Annotated in this window: 16 protein-coding genes and 1 pseudogene; 10 read left to right on the top strand and 7 right to left on the bottom strand. The window is 69.6% G+C overall.

Features of this window, described 5'->3' with window-relative positions:
- Positions 1 to 21 precede the first annotated feature (21 nt).
- Positions 22 to 759, bottom strand: coding sequence for a TetR/AcrR family transcriptional regulator (locus ACQPZG_RS28060; protein WP_433548486.1), 738 nt, complete (start codon positions 757 to 759; stop codon positions 22 to 24).
- 89 nt (positions 760 to 848) lie between these two features.
- On the opposite strand from ACQPZG_RS28060, the gene ACQPZG_RS28065 reads away from it, so the two are divergent.
- Positions 849 to 1,814: an alpha/beta fold hydrolase gene (locus tag ACQPZG_RS28065; protein WP_433548487.1), complete on the top strand. Its 966-nt coding sequence runs from the start codon at positions 849 to 851 to the stop codon at positions 1,812 to 1,814.
- Between the two features lie 386 nt (positions 1,815 to 2,200).
- Here the strand turns inward: ACQPZG_RS28065 and ACQPZG_RS28070 are convergent, their stop codons facing one another.
- The 4 genes from ACQPZG_RS28070 to ACQPZG_RS28085 form a co-directional block, all read right to left on the bottom strand.
- Positions 2,201 to 3,220 carry a MerR family transcriptional regulator gene (locus ACQPZG_RS28070; protein ID WP_433548488.1) on the bottom strand — a complete coding sequence of 340 codons (1,020 nt, stop codon included), beginning with the start codon at positions 3,218 to 3,220 and terminating at the stop codon, positions 2,201 to 2,203.
- A 233-nt stretch (positions 3,221 to 3,453) separates the two neighbouring features.
- Positions 3,454 to 4,137 carry a HEAT repeat domain-containing protein gene (locus tag ACQPZG_RS28075; RefSeq protein WP_433548489.1) on the bottom strand — a complete coding sequence of 228 codons (684 nt, stop codon included), beginning with the start codon at positions 4,135 to 4,137 and terminating at the stop codon, positions 3,454 to 3,456.
- 798 nt (positions 4,138 to 4,935) lie between these two features.
- Positions 4,936 to 5,544 carry an HNH endonuclease signature motif containing protein gene (locus tag ACQPZG_RS28080; RefSeq protein WP_433548490.1) on the bottom strand — a complete coding sequence of 203 codons (609 nt, stop codon included), beginning with the start codon at positions 5,542 to 5,544 and terminating at the stop codon, positions 4,936 to 4,938.
- A 140-nt stretch (positions 5,545 to 5,684) separates the two neighbouring features.
- Positions 5,685 to 6,944, bottom strand: coding sequence for an AAA family ATPase (locus ACQPZG_RS28085; RefSeq protein ID WP_433548491.1), 1,260 nt, complete (start codon positions 6,942 to 6,944; stop codon positions 5,685 to 5,687).
- 396 nt (positions 6,945 to 7,340) lie between these two features.
- On the opposite strand from ACQPZG_RS28085, the gene ACQPZG_RS28090 reads away from it, so the two are divergent.
- From ACQPZG_RS28090 to ACQPZG_RS28130, 9 genes are all read left to right on the top strand, one after another.
- A complete protein-coding gene (locus tag ACQPZG_RS28090) occupies positions 7,341 to 8,189 on the top strand; it encodes a TnsA-like heteromeric transposase endonuclease subunit (protein ID WP_433548492.1) in 849 nt (282 codons plus the stop codon).
- Positions 8,182 to 10,221 carry a transposase gene (locus ACQPZG_RS28095; protein WP_433548493.1) on the top strand — a complete coding sequence of 680 codons (2,040 nt, stop codon included), beginning with the start codon at positions 8,182 to 8,184 and terminating at the stop codon, positions 10,219 to 10,221. Before ACQPZG_RS28090 ends, ACQPZG_RS28095 begins: the two co-directional genes overlap by 8 nt.
- A complete protein-coding gene (locus ACQPZG_RS28100) occupies positions 10,218 to 11,468 on the top strand; it encodes a TniB family NTP-binding protein (RefSeq protein ID WP_433548494.1) in 1,251 nt (416 codons plus the stop codon). The genes ACQPZG_RS28095 and ACQPZG_RS28100 overlap by 4 nt, the downstream gene beginning before the upstream one ends.
- A gap of 2 nt (positions 11,469 to 11,470) precedes the next feature.
- Entirely contained in the window at positions 11,471 to 13,294 is a 1,824-nt protein-coding gene (locus tag ACQPZG_RS28105) for a TniQ family protein (protein ID WP_433548495.1), read from the top strand.
- 140 nt (positions 13,295 to 13,434) lie between these two features.
- On the top strand, positions 13,435 to 14,463 hold the full coding sequence (gene argC / locus ACQPZG_RS28110) for an N-acetyl-gamma-glutamyl-phosphate reductase (RefSeq protein ID WP_433548496.1): 1,029 nt from the start codon (positions 13,435 to 13,437) through the stop codon (positions 14,461 to 14,463).
- Entirely contained in the window at positions 14,460 to 15,626 is a 1,167-nt protein-coding gene (gene argJ, locus ACQPZG_RS28115; protein ID WP_433548497.1) for a bifunctional glutamate N-acetyltransferase/amino-acid acetyltransferase ArgJ, read from the top strand. Before argC ends, argJ begins: the two co-directional genes overlap by 4 nt.
- Positions 15,623 to 16,600, top strand: a complete 978-nt coding sequence (gene argB / locus ACQPZG_RS28120; RefSeq protein ID WP_433548498.1) for an acetylglutamate kinase — start codon at positions 15,623 to 15,625, stop codon at positions 16,598 to 16,600. Before argJ ends, argB begins: the two co-directional genes overlap by 4 nt.
- Positions 16,597 to 17,805, top strand: coding sequence for an acetylornithine transaminase (locus ACQPZG_RS28125; protein WP_433548499.1), 1,209 nt, complete (start codon positions 16,597 to 16,599; stop codon positions 17,803 to 17,805). The genes argB and ACQPZG_RS28125 overlap by 4 nt, the downstream gene beginning before the upstream one ends.
- Before the next feature lie 5 nt (positions 17,806 to 17,810).
- Complete coding sequence (locus ACQPZG_RS28130; protein WP_185031121.1) at positions 17,811 to 18,362, top strand: arginine repressor; 552 nt, start codon at positions 17,811 to 17,813, stop codon at positions 18,360 to 18,362.
- An 88-nt stretch (positions 18,363 to 18,450) separates the two neighbouring features.
- Here ACQPZG_RS28130 and ACQPZG_RS28135 read toward each other — a convergent pair.
- A pseudogene (locus ACQPZG_RS28135) lies at positions 18,451 to 19,145 on the bottom strand (L,D-transpeptidase family protein).
- Positions 19,146 to 19,209: 64 nt separating this feature from the next.
- Complete coding sequence (locus ACQPZG_RS28140) at positions 19,210 to 20,607, bottom strand: hypothetical protein (RefSeq protein WP_433548500.1); 1,398 nt, start codon at positions 20,605 to 20,607, stop codon at positions 19,210 to 19,212.
- Between the last annotated feature and the right edge of the window lie 4 nt (positions 20,608 to 20,611).

The following is a 20,611-nucleotide window of genomic DNA, read 5'->3' on the forward strand; positions in this document are numbered from 1 at the left end:
CGGGACGAGGTGCGGACGCCCTCAGTGGGCACCCCCGGGCACCACGAGCGCGTCGAGCACCCGGCGCATCGTCCGCCGGAACACCGCCTCCCCGCCGTCCGAGGACTCCGCCGTCGCCCGCGCGGCGTCGGCCTGCCCCGCCTGCCCGGCCAGTGCGGCCGCCAGGTGCGGGTGCTCCCCTCCGGCGGCGGCACCGGCCAGGTACGCCGCCTGTGCCGCCCGTCGCCCGGCATCTGATGCGGGGCCCTGCTGCTCCGTACGGGCGAACTGCGCGACCAGCGCGTTCATCACGGCGACCACCTCCAGCTGAACCGGCCCCGGCAGTCCGGTGGGCGCGAGGGCCCGCAGCGCGTACTCCAGGTACGCCAGCCCGCACGGGCCCAGCCGGAGCGGCTCCGGAGGCACGTCGACAAGCCAGCGGTGCCGCAGCAGGACGGCCCTGGTGCGCTCCGCCAGGCCCAGCAGATCCTCGGCGGGGCCACCGGACAGGGGGACACGCAGGTCGGTTTCGCCCGCCACCCTGTCCGTCATGAGGTCGAGCAGGTCGTCGCGACCGGCGACATAGCGGTAGAGGGACGACTGCCCCACGCCCAGTTCCCGGGCGACCCGACGCATCGACACCGCCGCGAGCCCCTCCCGGTCCGCGAGGGCGACGGCCGCCGCCGCCAGTTCCGTACGGCTGTGCCCGGCGGCCGGGCCCCGTGCTCCGCGCTCGGGGCGCGTCCACACGCTGACCGGCTGCTGCGTCACCTCGTCCACTCGTCCGCTCCGCCCTTCCGGCCTTCCCCGTTCGGGGTGCGCACCCCTATAAAACTGCGAACATCGATCGCAGTTACAGGGAGGCTCCGATGACCACGTCCCCCACCCCCCTCTGGGGGCCCACCCGCTTCGCCGAGAACGGCCCCGTCCGCCTCGCCTTCGACGCCCTGAACGAGGGCGCGGACGGCGAGCCGCTGCTCGTCGCCACCGGCCTCGGAGCGAACCGTCACTGGGTACCCGACGGGCTGTGCCGGATGCTCGCCGCGGAGGGCTTCGCCGTCGCCCGGTACGACCAGCGCGACGGCGGCGAGTCGACCCACCTGCCGCCGCCGCCCACCGCCGCCCGGAACCCGATCTCCGCACTGCTCGCCAAGGGTTCGGGCCGTGGCCGTGCCCCGTACACGGCCGAGGACATGGCGGACGACGCGGTCGCCGTCATGAACGACCTGGGCTGGAGGTCCGCGCACCTGGTGGGCGTCTCGCTCGGCGGCGCCGTCGTCCAGCGCGTCGCCCTGCGCCACCCGGACCGCGTCCGTACGCTCACGACCGTGAGCGCCGTCCCCGGCGACGCCGCCGGGCTGCGGGCACTGCGGTACGTACGGCTGGGCACCCTGGCGAAGTTCGCCCGACTGAAGTTCCCCGACACACGTGAAGGGGCGATCGAGGCGGGCGTCGCCGTGTCCCGCCTCCTCGCCTCCCCGTACCGCCCCTTCGACGAGCGGGCGGCCCGCGCCGCAGCCGAGGGCAACGCCGACCGCGGCATCCACGACCGGCAGGCCCAGAGCCGGCAGATCGGCGCGCGCTGGCACGGTCCGCCGATCGGCGCCGTCGACCGGCCGACCCTCGTGCTCCACGGCGCGGACGACCCGCTCATCAAGCCCCGCGCGGGCAGGGCCGTCGCCGCGCGCATCCCGGGCGCGCGTCTGCTCGTGCTGCCCGGCGTCGGCCACGAACTGCCCGAACCCGCCTGGCCCGCCCTCGCCACGGAGATCCGCAGGCACGCCGACAGCGCATCCCGGACGCCCGGAGCCATGCCGGGCGTCCGGGAACAATGAGCTGCACGCGAATCCCGCGGACTCCGAGCTGGGACCGGTTCGAGATCCGGACGCTCGACGCGCATGTCCGAAATCGCGGGCATCGCCCGCCGCACACTGAGCCCGTGCCTCGTGCCCCGTGCCTCGTGCCCCGTGCCTCGTGCCCCGTGCCTCGTGCACTGAGCCCGTGCCCCGTGTGTGCTCCCTGCTTGTGGGCGCGGTTCGCTGAGAAGGCCCCGTGTTCCGTCCTTGGCGGCGTGCTGAGGAGGGCACCGCGCCCCGTGCGTGCGGGCCCGGCGTGCTGAGAAGGGCACCGTGTCGCGTGCGTGAGGGTGCGCCCTGCTGGGAAGGGCACGTGTCCCGTCCTTGCGGGCGCGGCCTGCTGCGGAGTGCCCCTCCCGAGACCGTCAGGGCGCGTCACGCAACCGCAGAAGGTACGTCGCCGTCAGCGCGACGGCGCGGTCCTCGTCGTTCGACAGCTCCGCGAGGGCACGTGAAGCCGTCGGGCCGGGGACGTCCGCCAGCGCCTGGGTCAGGCGTCCGCGCGCGGACGCCTCCGTGGCCCGGAGGGACAGGCGGCCGACGAGATCCCTCGCGATGCGCTCCGCCGTCGCGGCGTCCCTGGCCGCCAGCAGGCTCAGCGCGTCGGCGGCATCGGTGTCGTTCCTGCCCGCCACGACCATGTCGACCAGCGTCGGCACCGTGTCGGTGACCCCGCGTGCCGCGAGCGCGGGCGCCGCGTGTCCGCGGACCACCGGGTCGGGGTGCGCCAGTGCCTCCCGCAACCGCGCGTCCGCCGCGGCGCCGGGCAGTGCGGCCAGAGCCCGGACAGCGCGTTCGCGCACGGCCGCCACCGGCGAACCGAGAGCCTCCGCCAACAGTGCCGAACCGTCCCCCGCCGCACGCGCGAGCGCCCAGCGCAGGGCCCCGGCGACGTTCGGGTCCGTCTCCGCGAGGGCGGCCTCGACCAGGGCCTCCACCGGCGCCTCGTCGTGCGACGAGGCAGAGGACGCCGAGGACAGGGCCGCGCGCTGGCGTGCGGCGGGACTCGTCGAACCCAGTGACCGCAACAGCGACACCACTTGGAGTACGTCCTCCCAGCCGGCGGGCTCCGCCCTGTCGATCCGGTGCAGCCGCGTCAGCAGCTCCGTCTCCGCCGCGATGCGTTCGCGGGTCCGGCGGACGAGGTCGCCGACGAGTGCGGAGGGCGTGAATCCGGGATCGTCGAGGGCGCGCCCGACCTCCCGCAGCGACAGGCCGAGCGACCGCAGGCTCTCCACGTGCAGGATCCGCCGGATGTCCGCGTCCGCGTACTCCCGGTACCCGGAACCGGTGCGCCCCGACGGCCGCACCAGGCCCAGGGATTCGTAGTGCCGGAGCATGCGGGCACTGACTCCCGAGCGCCGCGCCACCTCACCGATCAACACACCCTCATCGTCCTCTCTCGCCGCACCGCCGCCCCCGCCGGGAACCTCGGACACACCCGCTCCGCGGATCTCCGCCCCACCCTCCCTGCCGAGCGCCCTCACCCACACACCCGCTCCGCGGATCTCGGCCCCACCCTCCTGGTCGAGCGCCCCCACCCAACCACCCGCTCCGCGGATCTCCGCCCCACCCTCCCCCCGCCGAGCGCCCCGCCCCCACCGTCCCGTCATGGGCGTCAGCTCCCGTCGTCCCCGTCGAGATCTCCCGCCCCGCCCAGCGCCACGAGCCTCAGCGCCTCCGCGACCGCGCTCTCGAACCCCGCCTCCGGGTCCCGCAGCAGCCGCCGTGTGGCGAGTGCGTGCGCGCGTACCTCCGGGTCGGCGGTCGCCGTCGCCGTACGCACCGCCGGAACCATCGCTTCCCCGAGCGCGACCAGAGCACGGCTGAGGCTCAGCCGCGTGTCCCGCCCGCCCCGGCCGAGCTGCGTCGCCAGCACTGCGGCGAGGTCCGCCTCCCCGCCCGCCGGTACGAGCACGACCGCGGCCCGCCAGGCGCTCCGCGCCACCTCGTCGTCGGCGTCGCACAGAAGCTCCCGCGAGAGAGCCGGCCACGCCCGCCGGTCCCCGAGCTTGGACAGCGTGTGCAGCGCCTGACTCCGTGCCTGCCCCCGCTCCGACCGCACCTCGGCCATCAGCGCCGGCAGCGTCAGGGAGACCGGATGCCGGGTGAGCGCCCAGGTCAGCATGTCCCGTACGAGAAATTCGGGCTCGCTCGCACACCGTGCGACGAGCGGTTCGACGAAGCCCGGGTCGGGCGTCGACCCCATCGCCAGGGCTGCCCGCAGCCGTACGGACGCGTGCGCGTCGCCCAGCGCCCGGAGCGCTCGTGCCGCCGGTGTCTCCTCTTCCGTGGTCGTCATCGTGACCACCTCCTCGCCGAGCAGTGAAGACCTTGTCACCGTGTCAAGGTCAACCGGTGTGACTGAGCGCCATAGATGGCGGACTTCGCCAACTGAAGTGCGCGAGTACTGACGAGCCTCATCCACGTACATGCACCAAGCCGTCCGACGGCGAGACGTCTCGATGAGGCGGCAGGTTGTATGGCCATGATGGGCATGCTTTCGACTCTGACCTGCACGGGAGTCGCATGGGTTGCGTCAACGCCTTTTGCCCACATGCCTCTCACACGATTGCAGGGGTGGGAAGACTGCCAGCGTGGTGTGCGCGGGGGCAGGATTCCGGTGGGAACGACAGACGGATGCTTGTACTGAGGCGCTTCGGGAGTCTGCTGCGAACCTGATTGCTTTGAATCAGCTGGCTTAGGAGACGAGGGGGCGGCCAGCGGGCGAGCCAGCTGGTGCGGTTGCGGCTATCAACTGGCGGCCGCGGCAAGACACTCTGGTAATGGCGAGTCTCGTGGCCGACCTTGGACTCGCCCACGCAGCTCATGCGATTGACGAGCAGATCTGGCGCACTCATCTTGCTCCAGTCCGCCAGGCATCCACGCAGGAGCGCTGGTTTGAGCTATGAGGCATTGTTGAGGGCCGCCAGTCCTTCACCGCAGTTGCCCGCCGCCGATTGTCTGTCCGGGACCGGTACCGAGCCGACTTCACGGTCGGCCGGACCCGAACGATCCGGTGTGGGTACTTCCGGCACCCCCGCCGCCTGTGCCGGACAAGGCGTGAGTGGAGGGATGCCGCAGCGTAGTTGGACAGGACCTAGTTTTGTAGGGCAAGCCTCACGAACTTGCGCCAACAGTGCGGAAAATCTTTCCTCAGTTGCAGAAACTTTTCCTCTTTCGCGCCTTCTCGCAGTGCGAACCATGCTGATACGCCGTACTCATCTTCTCTGACTTCGCGTGCCAGACCTGCAAATTGTGTGGACGAGCCGCTGGATTCAAGTATCCGGTCGATAGCTTCGTAGTAGCGGCGAATAACGCGTTTCCGTCCTTCGGTGACAGCCTCGAAATTTATGCAGGAGAGAACGTCGAGCGTTGCCTCGCCCATAGGGTCGAAGTCATTATCTAGAAACCGTGGAGCCAGGTATCCTGTAGCCGTGTCCAGGATTAGGTGATCCCATGGGTCAACTTGGGTCGGATCGATGATAAGTGGCGCACCCGTTGGATCAAGCGGGAATCGCTTGCCCTTCCTCCTGTTGCACTCTGGGCACACCCAGATGAAGTTGACCCACTTGAATGCCTTGGTGAAGTCGATGCCGATTGGGATGAAATGATCAACATCGGCTGAACGTGAGTCACAACAGTAGAGGCATCTTTGGCGGATACCTACAGCACTTTTCAGTGCGTCGACCACAACCTTACTCTTCACCGACTTTCGGTATTTATTCCATTCCCCCCTGGCCTTTTCTTGAGAAGTTGCTAGTCTCTGACGCTTGAAGAGTTCTTGGCGTGCCTGGAGAGGGATTTCCCCTCTCTCGATCCTCCGCAATTTCCCCCCTTCCTCTCTGTTTAATCGGCAAAAAGTGAGAGCTGATTCAACTCTAGCTCCTCGTTTTTGCTGAGCCTTCCAGAGAGCTGTTTGGCGCGAAGGCGAGAGTGCTGTCGGTTTGCCATTACTGCCCTTGGTGACCTGGTGTGAGGCATGCCGAATGCTGGTGAAATAAGGATCTGGTCGGGCTTTCCCGCGATGACTCGGTTGAAGTCGTTTTCGTCAAGTCGGAAAGGGATCTCGCCCGACCCAGGCTGAGCCATGTGGTAAATGCGGCCGCGATCCGCAGCCTGGCAGACGAGTGGGCTGTGGGTAGTGACGATGAACTGAACCAGCGGGAAGTGCTTTTTCAGCCAGAACCCGATTTCCCTCTGCCAAGCTGGATGAAGATGCGAGTCGACTTCATCGATAACTACAACACCGGGACGGTTTACATAAGAAGACCCGTCTTCACTCTTCGAGGTTAGATCTACGGCTCCATATACATCTACCATGTGTCGGAAGATATCGATGAGCATCGCCAGAGCTGACCTGTAGCCTTCACTCATGTCGGCCAGGGGCATGTCCCGTCCGGCTGAGTCGGTCAACCAAATCCCCTCGGAGTTGACGCCCCGGACGGAAACCCCTTGGCGCAAGAAGTCATCATTTAGGATCTCAAGTAGGCTATCGAGGGCAATCTTTTCTGACTCTTGCTTTTCAAGTTTCTTGTAGTTGAGCTGCTTCACCCACTGTTCGCACTCGCCGAGCGTCGCGTCTTCCTTGAATAGAGTTGCAAACCTTGGAACACGACCAGGGATCACCATAAGGCGCTGGGCGTCGGGGGAACTTCCGTACAGGCGCCGAAATGGACCGTACCCTAGCGAAAACCATCCGGGAGTTCCGACCGACCATGGTCCATTGAACGCCCCTTTCTTCTTGTTTCGGTAGACGTCGGCAGAGGAGATTGCCCAAGAGCTACTCTCCCGCTTGAATTCGATCTCTGCCCAGAATGTGTTCTGGACGCGAAACCCTCCCTTGGCTGTCCGGTCGAAGTCGTGGTGCGGTTTTACTTCGACCGAAATCGAGCCATTATCTTGCCCTTCCGTAACCCATCCGCGCAGGTCGGGAATTAGAACGCGAGAATCGTCAGGTCCAAGAAGGGCCATGCAGAGAGATTTCAGAAAGGCAGTCTTTCCTGAGCCATTATCGCCGGTTATTACGGCCCAACCCGCATGCTTCCCATCGTTTCCTGAAAAGTCTAGTTCCGCCTCCGTGAACCCCTTGATATTCCTCAGAGCCACTCGCTCTACATACATGCCGCCCCCTGGATAATGGCTAGGTAGGATCGGTGCGCACCCGTGCCGATAGCATAGATGCGATCTGCGTGTACGCACTGCCCAAACTGCGTGTCTCTCTGCAAGGTCGGCGACGCGTGGCACATGGTCGCGATGGCGGCACGTTCAAGGCGCGCGTATGGGTATCGGCCTGCCTGCCGGCTCCGGTGCCACCCTGCCTCCCTTTCGTCTCCACTCGGAGGGCGTGTATCACCACTCTCCGCCCACTACGATCGCCTGAAATGCGCAGCCCCAGCCCGGAGCCTTCCAGTTGGCGGGCAGGGTACTTGACTCTGCCTCTGACCTGTGGGGCTTTCCCGGGAAGCTGTACGAGAAGCGGCTTGGGCGGGCTGTGCTGGGTACATGGAAGCTTCGGTCTGCACACAGGACGTCGAGGCGGGGTCGGTGTGGTCGCACAGCTGCACCTTGGATGATCTCCTCGCGACGTACGTCCTTGACCCTGCGGCAGGCGCGTGTCTGGAGTCGGGGCCGGGGTGGACGCGCCGGTGGAAGACGGTGTGGAGAGCGTCCCAGGCGGAGGTGACCTGCCCGGTCCAGGACTTGGCCGTTTTCCCGGTGCTGGCCTCGGTGCCGGTACGCGGCTTCACCTGGCGGGCGCGGCAGCGTCATCGGCCGGGACTGGCATACACGCTGACCACGGGCCGGATGCACGGTTTCGAGAGCCTGGCCGAGCGTCGCCTGCTGCTGGCCCTGGACTTTCTGGACGGTGTCGAGGAGGTGTTGTCCCAGCCGTTCAGGCTGAAGTTCATCACAGTCGAGGGCGCCAAGGACCACACCCCGGATTTCCTGGTCCTGCTGCCCGGGACGGCGGTGCTGGTCGACGTCCGGCCCGGCCATCTGATCAAGGACAAGGACCTGGTGAAGTTCGCGGCGGCCGAGCGGGCGGCGGCAGCAGCGGGATGGCGCTACCTGGTGGTGACCGGCTGGCGCCGTCACGTGACCGCCGGACTGGACGCGCTGTCGGCCCGGCGGCGGCCGATGGCCGACCGTCTCGGGCTGCACGGTGAACTGCTGGGTCTGGTCGCCGAACGTCCGCGACGGTTCGGTGAACTGGTGGAGGAGACGTCGCTGCCGGCGGTCGCCCGTGCACACGCCCTTCATCTGCTCTGGCACCGGCGGCTGGCAGTGGATCTTGCCCAGCCGCTGGGTGATGCCGCGTGGGTCTATCCGGTGGGAGGCCGTGATGGGTGAGGAGCGCCAGCCGCAGCGGGCCGAGGACTTGCATGGCCATGACCTGACGCGGGCTCAGATCCGGGCGGCGCATCTGCTGGAGGCGCAGACCGGTTACCGCAGCGGCAGCCGGTATTGGGCGCTTTCGGGAGAGCCGAGGCCCGAGTACGACCCGGAGCACACCACGCTGACGGAGCGGCGCAGGGCAAAGGCGGCCGAGCTGAAGGGGCTGGACCGGCGGGAGGCCAAGCAGCTGGGGCTGGAGTGGATCAGCCAGCGGACGCTGGAGCGGATGGCCGCCCAGTACGCCGAGCACGGGCTGATGGGGGTGGCGGACGGGCGGTGGACGCCGCCGTTGCGGGGCTGGCGGACGGTCACTGATCAGGTCGCCGAGGCGATCCGGGCCGTCCATGCCGAGTGCGAGCACCGCTCCAGGGTGAGCATGAAGACCAAGGAGCGGATGATCCACCAGTACGTGCGCGAGAGGTTCGGCCCGGCGGAGGAGGAGAGGATCCCGCATTACACGACGCTCGCGAAGATCTGGAAGGAGTGGTTCGGGCCGCAGGGCGCGCGCCAGCGCTATGTCCGTTCGGCCGCGGCGGTGGAGACGGGCAAGGCGAAGGTCGTGGTGACCCGGCCTGGGCAGGTGGTCGCGCTGGACACCACGCCGTTGCCGGTGAAGGTCCTAGACGACGTGTTTGGTGCCCCGATCACCGTGCATCTCACGCTGGCTTTGGATGCCTACTCGCATTCCCTGGTCGCCTTCCGGCTCACGCCGGTGTCTGAGTCGTCGGTGGAGGTGGCGATGCTGCTGCGGGATGTGCTGCTGCCGCTGCCAATGCGCCCGGACTGGGATGAGGAACTGGAATGGTCCTACCCCTGTGTCCCGGCCGCGCTGGTGGCGGAGTTCGCCGGGCATCCGGTGGCGGGGCTGCCGTTCTTCGCGCCGGAGACGGTGACGGCCGATCACGGGGGCGTCTACAAAAACCATCATGTCGTCGCTGTCGCCCGCCAGTTGGGGATCGATTTGCTACCGGCCCGCGCAATGCGACCGACCGACAAGGCCGCCTGCGAGCGCGCCTTCGCCGGAATCCAGTCCCTGCTGTTGGAGTTGCTGCTCGGCTACCGCGGTGTCGATGTCGCCGATCGCGGCGCCGACCCGGAAGGGGACGCGGTCTGGACGCTGTCGCAGATGGAGCACCTTCTGGCCACCTGGATCGTCTCGGTGTGGCAAAAGCGCAGGCTGGACCAGAGTGCGCCGGCGTGGGACCCGGGTGGGCGGCACAGCCCGAACACGCTCTTTGCCGCTGCGGCGGCCCGTGACGGGATCAGCCTGGAGATCCCTGAACCGGAGTTGTACTTTGAGCTGTTGCCCACCCACTTAGTGAAGATCGACGCCCGGCGCGGGGTGAAGATCGGCGGACTTTGGTACGGCGGCACTGACCCAGCGCTCGATCCCTATCGTGGCCGGCGTTCGGGGCGCAGTGGACGGCACGCGGGCAAGTGGGCGATCCACCGCGATCCGCGCGACTGCCGTCAGGTCTTCTTCGAAGATCCTTTTCAGCCGGGCTGTTGGAGTGCACTGGACTGGAACGGTCTGCCGCCCGGAGACGACGTTCTGGCCTTCTCCGATGCACGGGTGGGCGAGCTTCTCGCCCAGGCTGCCCGCGCCGGCCTGAGGCCACTTGACGACCGGGAACTGCTTCCGGTGCTGCTGAAACTGCTGGCCACGCGGACTCCGGTGAATCAGTGGCCGACCCAGATGACCACGACGGAGAAGGCCGATAGGGCTCGCGAACTGGCCCGGGCACGGTCGGCCGCAGCCGACCGGCCGTCCAGCCCGATCACAGTCCTTCCCGAACCAGCCCAGCCGGCCGAGCTAGCCGCATCCACCCGCCGGGCCGTCACCGCCGACCGGCAGCGGCGCCGCCAGGCGGCTCTTTCCTCAAGGCCACCGACCCCGCCGCCCCTGCTCGGCGAGGCACTGCGGGAACGCAGCTTCTTCCTGCTGCCCGGCGGCCAGGACGACGAGCCGGACCCGGAGCAGGGATGAGTACGTTCGGGTCGCCTGCGTTCTTTCGTCCCGGGCCGCCGCCGATGCGGGACACCCTCCCGCACTGGCAGAACTGGGTGGCCACCCGGAACACCTTCGAGCCCGCACCGCAGCTGAGGCTGGCTGAGTGGAGGCACTTGAGCCCACAAGACAAGGCGCTGCACGATCTGCACCGCGCGGTAACCCACGCCAACCTGCCGCTGCTACAGACCCCGATGAGCCTGGCCGTCACGAAACTGCTGCGCGGCCGCGTCCAGAGCAACGCGGTCAAGCGAAAGCCGACCACCTTGTCCGGTCTGATGATCACTGGCGGCGGCTATCAGGGGAAGACTGAGACGGCATGCGAGTGCCTGGCCACGTTCGAGGAGGACTGGCTGGCCCTACACCACTACCTCAACCCCCAGACCGTCCCCGGCACCCGAGACCTCCACGTTCCCGTCGCCTACGTACAGACGCCGGTGACCGCGAAGCCCAAGAGCCTCTGCAAAGCCATCCTTCACTTCTACGACGCTGAGGTGAATCCACGCATGGACCTGCCCGATCTGATCCGTCAGGTCGCACTGTCCCTGCGTGAACACGGAACAAGAGCCTTGCTCCTGGACGACATTACGAGGCTCCGCATGCATCGCGCCGATGACCAAGACACCCTCGATCTGATCCGGGCATTCATGAGCATGAACGTGACCCTCGTACTGGTCGGCGTCAACATCCACGGCGCCGGCTTGCTGCGGGAAGGGCGCCATGACCCGCGCACCGGCCAAGTCGCCTTCCCACCTTCCCGGCACAAGGTGGTAAACGGAGAGGAAGCGACACAGACCGAGCGGCGCTTCGACGTGGCCGAACTCGACCGCTTCCGCTACGACACCGACGCGCAGATCATGGCCTGGACTGACCACCTCGCCGGTGTCGAGGGCCACCTTCGCCTACTCAAAGCCAAGCCGGGCATGCTCACTTCGGGCACCATGCCCGAGTACTTCTACGAGCGCACCGACGGTGTGGTCGGCCTCCTGGAGCGGCTGGTCGAGGACGGCTGCCGGGAAGCCCTCGACTCCGGCGCCGAATGCCTGACCGAGCCGCTGCTGGATGGCATCGCCATCACCCTCAATTCTGCCGATGGCCGAGACCTGGGCGCCGGGGAGATCCCCGACATCCCTGAGCCGAAGGAATGGAAGCGGAGCAGCAGCCGGACCCGTCCGAGGAACACCGTCCTCGACGACCAGGGCCCGGCCGCAGGGACCGGGAGCTAAGGATGCGTCCCCTGCCCCGAAGCCTTGACCCGCTGCCGGGGGAGTCCCTGCCCGGCTATGTCTTGCGGCTCGCCCACCGGCTTGACCTCGCACCCTCTGACGTGGCCCGGCGCACTGGCCTGCTGCCCGCGGGCAGCCAGCGCCTCGTCCGCCTCAGCTACCAGCTTTTGATCAACCCAGCACCGGACATTCTCGCCGACTTCGCCGCCTCGACCCGGCTCAGCTACGAAGAAGCCGCCGCGCTAACACTGACCGACCTGCGCGACCACTATCCGCCCTTGGCCCTCAGCCTCAGACAGCCCCTGGGCGCCGGGCATCGCAGCCTCGACCACTGGCTCTTAACCGGCTTCCCCCGCTACTGCTCCCAATGCCTGGCCGGAGACGGATCCGCCATCCAGCAGGCCCACGGCGGCCCCTGGAAGAAGGAATGGCACCTCGCAGTCGTCTTCTCCTGCCTTGAGCACGAGTGCTTCCTGAAACACCAGTGCCCCACCTGCCACCGCCCCGACAAACGACTGGCAGGTGGTCCGTTGCTGATCCGGCCCGGTGCCCGCCGCCTGCACCCCACCCAATGCCGCTTCCCCGCACCCGACTCGGGACGCGGAGCGCAGGGAAAAGCCTGCGCAACCCGGCTCGACCTCACCGAGACCCTGATCCGGCCCAGCCGAAAACTCCTCGACATCCAGCGCGACATCCTGAGCGGACTCGACCCTGCCCTGCCCGGAGCCCTCACCACCGAGAGCTTGACCGACCTGCGGATGGTCGTGGGCTTCATCGCCGCCTCATGGCCCCGGTCCCGCTACCTACTCGACGTCGACCTCGTGGATTCCGTGAACACGTACTTCCAGGCGGGAAAGTCTCCCGCCGACAGGCACTACAGGGTGAGCCTGATGAACACGGCACCGGCGGACGCCGCGGTCTGCGGCGCACTGCTCGGCGTTGCCGACTCTCTGCTGTTTGCCACGAACTCCTGGCAGCGGATCATGAGCCTGTTCGAGGTCTCCTTCGACACTCACGACAGCCGCATGTCCTGGTTCCGCTTCTACGACCGCCACAAACACACCTGCTCACAGCGACTGCATGAAATCTTGAAACCGCTGGTCAATGCCACTCCGGCCACTGCCGACCGGTTCGTCCCCCGCGGCCCAGGGTTCGCACCCCACCACATCCCGGCCTTCTTGGAACAGGACTGGCACGAGCGATTCGTCCAGCCGGCCAACATCCCCCTCGATGAACGACTTGTCCGCCGCTGCGCGGCCATCCAACTCGTCCGCCGGGCCGCCCACTGCGACACCCGCGAAGCGGCTCTCCTGCTGGGCATCCCAACGGACAAAGTTCCCCGAGGCATCGACGACGACCGCTTCTGGATCGGCGCCAAGGACGCCCCTACAGACTTCCGCATTGCCATGACCGAACTCGGCCTGCACCTGGGCGAGAACACCGACCGGCTGCCCGACTACCAACGGCGGCGGGACGCCCTGCGGGACTGGGTCCTCCCTCAAAATGACTGGCGGGACGTGACCGCCCAGCTCCCCAGGACCTTCGGAAAGCAGCCCGTTCTCGACGACCGCAAGCGCCAGGTCGCCTCCATCTTCATCTGGACCCGTGTCACCGGCGGCGAACACCTCTTCGCTCCCCGCCCCCTCGAACAGACCCAGCCTCAGCACATCCGGCGGGCCTGGGCCGCACGGCGCCCTACCACCTGGCACCAACTCGCCGGTCGACCGGATCCGGGCCCGCACTACGCGACGCTTCGGCGTCTCCTCAGCAAATACGCCGACGACCTGGTCAAAAGAGTCGACGCCGGCGCGCTCCTCGCCAACTGAATTCCTCAGCCCCGCCAACTCAGCCGCTCACCCGCCACCTGAAGCGCTCAGTCACAACCGGAGCGCCGCCCAGCGCCGCATCTCTTTGCATAAACCTGCGTGTGTACGTATAGTCATGCCATCGGCGAGGAGGGTTTTCGATGGTGGTACGGGCAGCGGTGGCAGGGGCGAGTGGATATGCGGGGGGTGAACTCCTGCGCTTCCTCCTCGCGCATCCCGGCGTCGAGATCGGCGCGCTGACCGGGCACTCGAACGCGGGGCAGCGGCTCGGGGCGCTCCAGCCGCATCTCGGTCCGCTCGCGGACCGCGTCCTGGAGCCGACCAGCCCGGAGGTGCTCGCCGGTCACGACGTGGTGTTTCTCGCGCTGCCGCACGGGCAGTCGGCCGCGGTGGCCGAGCAGCTCGGCGAGGAGGTGCTGGTCGTGGACATGGGCGCCGACTTCCGGCTGACGGACGCGGCGGACTGGGAGGCGTTCTACGGTTCCCCGCACGCCGGTACCTGGCCGTACGGCCTGCCGGAACTGCCCGGCGCGCGTGCCGCGCTGGCGGGGAGCCGGCGCATCGCGGTGCCGGGGTGCTACCCGACGGCCGTCACCCTCGGTCTCTTCCCCGCGTACGCGGCCGGCCTCGCGGAGCCGGAGGCGGTGATCGTCGCCGCGTCGGGCACCTCCGGCGCGGGCAAGGCGGTCAGGCCCCATCTGCTGGGTTCGGAGGTCATGGGTTCCATGTCCCCCTACGGCGTGGGCGGCGGCCACCGGCACACCCCCGAGATGATCCAGAACCTGAGCGCGGTCGCGGGGGAGCGGGTCACCGTCTCCTTCACGCCGACACTGGCCCCCATGCCCCGCGGCATCCTCGCCACCAGCAGCGCCAGGGCCAGGCCCCACGTGACGTACGAGGCGGTCCGGGCCGCCTACGAGAAGACCTACGCCGACGAGCCGTTCGTCACGCTGCTGCCCGAGGGGCAGTGGCCCGCGACCGCTTCCGTGTACGGGTCCAACGCCGTACAGGTCCAGGTCGCACACGACACCGCCGCGCACCGCATCGTCGTCGTCAGCGCGATCGACAACCTCGCCAAAGGCACCGCCGGCGGCGCGGTGCAGAGCATGAACATCGCCCTGGGACTGGACGAGTCCGCAGGACTTTCCTCGATTGGAGTCGCACCGTGAGCGTCACGGCAGCACAGGGATTCACCGCGGCGGGCATCGCCGCGGGAATCAAGGCCAACGGAAACCCGGACCTGGCCCTCGTGGTCAACACCGGGCCGCGCCGGGCCGCCGCGGGCGTCTTCACCTCCAACCGCGTCAAGGCCGCCCCCGTCCTGTGGTCCGAGCAGGTCGTCAGGGGCGGGGAGGTCTCCGCCGTCGTCCTCAACTCCGGCGGCGCCAACGCCTGCACGGGCCCGCGGGGATTCCAGGACACCCACGCCACCGCCGAGAAGGTCGCCGAGGTCCTCAGCGCGGCCGGAACGGAGACCGGCGCGGGCGAGGTCGCCGTCGCGTCCACCGGACTCATCGGCATCCTCCTCCCCATGGACAAGCTGCTCCCCGGCATCGGGACGGCCGCCGCCGAACTCTCCGCGCACGGCGGCGAGAAGGCCGCCATCGCCATCAAGACCACGGACTCCGTCCACAAGACCGCGGTCGTGGAGGGCGCCGGCTGGACCGTCGGCGGGATGGCCAAGGGCGCGGGCATGCTCGCCCCGGGCCTGGCCACCATGCTCGTCGTGCTGACCACCGACGCGGACGTGGAGACCCCGGTACTCGACCGCGCGCTGCGCGACGCCACCCGGCAGACCTTCGACCGCATCGACTCCGACGGCTGCATGTCGACCAACGACACCGTGCTGCTGCTCGCCTCCGGCGCGTCCGGCACCGCCCCCGGGTACGACGAGTTCGCGGCGGCCGTGCGCAGCGTCTGCGACGACCTCGCCCGCCAGCTCATCGGCGACGCCGAGGGCGCCAGCAAGGACATCCGGATCGAGGTGATCAACGCGGCCACCGAGGACGACGCCGTCGAGGTCGGCCGGTCCATCGCCCGCAACAACCTCCTCAAGTGCGCCCTGCACGGCGAGGACCCCAACTGGGGCCGGGTGCTCTCCGCCATCGGCACCACGAAGGCCGCCTTCGACCCGGACGCGCTCAACGTCGCCATCAACGGCGTATGGGTCTGCAAGAAGGGCTCCGTCGGGGACGACCGCGACCTCGTCGACATGCGCTACCGCGAGATCAGGATCACCGCTGACCTCGCCGAGGGCTCCGAGTCCGCCGTCATCTGGGCGAACGACCTCACCGCCGACTACGTCCACGAGAACAGCGCGTACTCCTCATGAGCACCGGAGCGGGCAACCCCGCCGCGAGCGGCCCGGCGGAGCGCACTCCCGCCGCGAGCAGCACCCGCAAGCACACCGCCCTGCCCAAGGCGCAGATCCTCATCGAGGCCCTGCCCTGGCTCACCCGCCACCAGGGCAAGACCGTCGTCATCAAGTTCGGCGGCAACGCCATGGTCGACGAGGACCTCAAGGCGGCCTTCGCCCAGGACGTCGTCTTCCTGCACCACGCCGGCCTCAAGCCGGTCGTCGTGCACGGCGGCGGCCCCCAGATCAGCAGGCAGCTCGACGCCGCGGGCATCGTCAGCGAGTTCAAGGCCGGCCTGCGCGTCACCACGCCGGAAGCGATGGACGTCGTACGCATGGTCCTCGCGGGCCAGGTCCAGCGCGAACTGGTCGGGCTGCTCAACCAGCACGGCCCGCTCGCCGTCGGCCTCACCGGCGAGGACGCCCACACCATCACCGCCACCCAGCACTTCCCGCAGATCGACGGCGCGGCCGTGGACATCGGCCGGGTCGGCGAGATCACCGCGATCGACACGGGCGCCATCAAGGCGCTCCTGGCCGACGGCCGCATCCCGGTCGTCTCCTCGATCGCCCGCTCCCAGGACGACGGACATGTCTACAACGTCAATGCTGATACGGCGGCTGCGGCACTCGCTGCGGCGCTGGACGCCGAAACGCTGATGGTCCTCACCGACGTCGAGGGCCTCTACGAGGACTGGCCCCACAGCGACGACGTCATCAGCCGCCTCACCGCCACCGAGCTGGAGAAACTCCTGCCCGAGCTGGCCAGCGGCATGGTGCCCAAGATGCAGGGCTGCCTGCACGCGGTACGCAACGGAGTCACCACCGCCCGCGTCATCGACGGACGGGTCCCGCACTCCATCCTGCTGGAGATCTTCACGGACGAGGGCATCGGCACGATGGTCGTGCCCGACGCGCAGCACGAACAGCACGCACAGGGGGAATCATGAGCAACGCCGACCTCACCGGACGGTGGCAGAACGCACTGGCCGACAACTACGGCACCCCGAAGCTCGCCCTCGTCCACGGCGAGGGCTCCCGGGTCCGGGACGCGGACGGCAAGGAATACGCCGATTTCGTCGGGGGCATCGCGGTCAACGCGCTCGGCCACGCACACCCCGCGATCGTCGAAGCGGTCTCCCGTCAGATCGCCTCCCTCGGCCACGTCTCCAACCTGTACGTCGCGGAGCCGCCCGTGGAGCTGGCCGAGAAGCTCATCCAGGGCTCCGGGCGCCCCGGCCGGGTCTACTTCTGCAACTCCGGCGCCGAAGCCGTCGAAGCGGCCTTCAAGATCGGCCGGCTCACCGGCCGCGGTCACATGGTCGCCACCACCGGCGGCTTCCACGGCCGGACCATGGGCGCCCTCGCCCTCACCGGGCAGCAGGGCAAGCGGGAACCCTTCCTCCCGCTCCCCGGCGACGTCACGCACGTCCCGTACGGAGACGTCGACGCGCTCCGCGCGGCGGTCACCGAGGACACGGCGCTGCTGGTCGTCGAACCCATCCAGGGAGAACTCGGCGTCGTCGTGCCGCCGCCCGGCTACCTGTTGGCCGCCCGTGAGATCACCCGCGCCACCGGCACGCTCCTGGTCCTCGACGAGGTCCAGACCGGCATCGGCCGCACCGGCCACTTCCTCGCCCACCAGGCCGAGGACGGCATCGACCCCGACGTCGTCACCCTGGCCAAGGGCCTCGGCGGCGGCCTCCCGCTCGGCGCGACGATCGCGTACGGCGAGGCCGCCGACCTCCTCAAGCCGGGTCACCACGGCTCCACCTTCGGCGGCAACCCCGTCGCCTGCGCCGCCGGAATCGCCGTCCTGGACACCCTCGCCGCCGACGGACTCCTGGACGCGACCAAACGCAAGGGCGAGAAACTGCGCGACGGAATCCAGTCACTCGGGCACCCGCTGGTCTCCCACGTCAGGGGGGCGGGTCTGCTCCTGGGTATCGTCTTGACCGAGTCCCTCGCTCCCCGAGTGCAGCAGGCGGCTCAGGACGCCGGTTTCCTGGTGAACGCGCCCGCCCCCGATGTCGTACGGCTGATGCCGGCCCTGACCATCGAGGACGACGTGCTGGACACCTTCGTGACGACCCTCCCCGGCATCCTCGACGAGGCGTACGCCGCAGCACACGGGGACCAACGATCCGGAGAATGACGCAGATGACCGAGGCCCAGGCGCGGGACAACGAACACGGCGGCAACGGCGGCCCCGCGGTACCGCAGACCCGGACCGCACGCCACCGCCGGATCGTGGACATCCTGAACCGGCAGCCGGTGCGCTCGCAGAGCCAGCTCGCCAAGCTCCTCAGCGACGACGGGCTGAGCGTCACCCAGGCGACGCTCAGCCGCGACCTCGACGAGCTCGGCGCGGTGAAGATCCGCAACACCGGCGGCGAACTGATCTACGCGGTTCCCAGCGAGGGCGGCTTCCGCACCCCGCAGGCCCCCCTCGGCGAGTCCGCCAAGGAGGAGCGGATGAGCCGCCTCGCCGCCGAACTGCTGATCTCGGCGGAGGCCTCGGCCAACCTCGTCGTCCTGCGCACCCCGCCCGGCGCCGCCCAGTTCCTGGCCTCCGCCATCGACCAGGCGGAACTGCGCGCCATCCTCGGCACCATCGCGGGCGACGACACGCTGATGCTGATCAGCCGCGACCCGGCGGGCGGCCAGGCACTGGCCGACCACCTGCTGAGGCTGGCGCAGAAGGAGCGCTGAGCGCCCGAGAGCCGACGGACGGCGCGCGGGAGGCCCACCGCACGGGGCGGCGGGCAGCACCTCCGCACGCCGGTCGCCGGAGACCGGGTCATCGTCGGGCGAGCGCGGTCGCCCCGCCCTCGGTCCCGATCGCCAGGTGCGGCCGACGGGCCGGATCGACCCACGCCAGGATCCGCCGCATGGCCTCCCTCGGCACCGACACGCAACCGGCCGTCGCCCCCGCCCGTTCACGTGCAGGAAGATGCCCGCGCCCCGCCCGCGTACCGGGTGCGCGTAGTTGTACCCGACGACCAGGGCGTACGCGTACTGGGTCCCGTACGAGTCCAGCTTCTCGGCCTCGCCCGGACGGCAGTCCTCCGGCAGCCCCTCCACCCACCGGTTGTACGACAGGGAAGCGTTGTCCTGGCACCACCAGGACTGCGGGCCGACCCGCCGGTAGCCGATCCGCGTCCCCTCCGGGGCCTCCTGCGTGCCGAAGCCGTACGGCAGGTCGTACAGCCCGGTCGGCGTCGTGTGCGTGCCCTGCACCCGCCGGGCGCCGTCCACCAGCCCCTTCGCGCCGAACCGGGCCGGCGCGCGCCCCGCCTCGACCCAGCGCCCGCGCCGCCGGTCCCACCAGCTCACCGTGCCCGTGGTCGCGCGCAGGTCGGCGGCGACGGCGGTGATCAGCTGGCGCCCGCCACCGGTGTCCGCCATCCGCGTGGGCAGCGGATCGTTGCCCGTTCCGCCTCCGGCGAGAGCGAGAACGGCCAGCAGAACGGAAGCGGCGGCGGTGCGCAGAATGGTCACCCCCCGACGTTAGGCACTCTCACCCCCGCAACGGCGGAAGCGGCAACGGCAAGCCGCCTCAGTGCTTCAGCGCCCGCGTGGCCGCGCGGACGACGGCGCGGGACGGGTCGTCGAGCAGAGGGAGCAGATCGTTCGCGAAGGTCAGGTCCAGCGCCCGCAGCCCGGCGACGGCGTGCGCGCGGACCTGGGGGAGCGGGTGGGCGAGCAGCGGGCGCAGCAGCGCGCCGTCCCGCTTGCGCTCGCCGCACTCGCCGAGCCCCGCTGCCGCGGCGGCGGTCGTGCGGTCGAACCGGTCGGGTTCCGCGCACAGTTGCCGGTAACGGGGCGCCGGGTCGACGCCGTGCCGCCGCAGCACCCAGCGCGCGCAGGCCCGCACGACCGGGGCGCGGTCGGTGAGGAAGGGCGCGGCCCGGTCGGGCAGGCCGAGCCGGTGGAGAGCGGTCACGCCGGTGGCGCGGACGCGCGGCTGCCGGGAGCCGAGGAGCAGGTCAAGGACCTCGCCCGTGGCCGCACCGGCGGGCAGCGCGACGGCAGCCGCCCGGGCGAACCGGTCCTGTACGACGACGTCGCAGCCGGTCGCCGCGAAGAGAGCGAGCTGCAAGGGCGCGAACACGCCCCGCTCCACGGCGACCTGAGCGGCCGTGCGCTGCACCCGGCGGTCAGGTGCGTCGAGGCATCCGGTGAGGAACCCGCCTCCGGCGTCGCGCAGGCGCTGCTCCACCAGGTCCCGCGCGGGTTCGCCGTGGCGGCGGGTGGCGGTGCGTGCGACAACGGCCGCGACGTCGCAGAAGGCGTCGACGGACAGGGAGGGCAGCGCCGTGCGGAGGAGAGCGAGCGCCCGTGTGCGTACCGGAGCCACCCAGTCCGTGCAGCGGACGGCCACCAGCGGCAACAGCCCCGGAGCCCCGGCCGCCCGGAGGACCGCTGCTTCGCGCACCCGGCCATCGGGGTGGCACAGGGCCGTGGCGAGGGCCTGCTGGGGGAGGTCGCCGGGGAGGGCCTGCCCGGTGTCCGCGAGCTCGCGAGGAGAGGAGGCGGGGGAGGCGGGCCCGGCGGCTTCGTCCCACGGCCGCCACGCCCAGCGGAGCGCCGCACGGGTGTCGAGGTCGAAGGCGACCCAGGCGCGGGGATCGCGGAGCGTCAGGACGGCCGCCACCGAGGGTGCGGCGGGAGGAACCAGCGCGAGCGGTGCCGCACCGCACGGCGGGACAGCATCGGCCCCGCCGCGCGCTGCTTCCTCCTGGGGCGCGTCGCTCCGCGCTGCTTCCTCCTCGGGTGCGTTGCTCCGAGCTGCTTCCTCCTCGGGTGCGTCGCCCCGCGGTGCTTCGCCGCCGGCCGAGGCCCCCGGTTGCGGCGCGCACGGCCGTGCGTGCGGCACGGACCCGTCGGCCGCGCCTGAGGACAGGCGCGCCGGGGGCCCGTGAAGGATCCTGCTCAGGCGCTTCTTGAGGTTCACCCGG

The sequence above is a fragment of the Streptomyces sp. CA-294286 genome (genome assembly GCF_050947155.1).
In the GTDB taxonomy this organism is placed as follows: Bacteria; Actinomycetota; Actinomycetes; order Streptomycetales; family Streptomycetaceae; genus Streptomyces.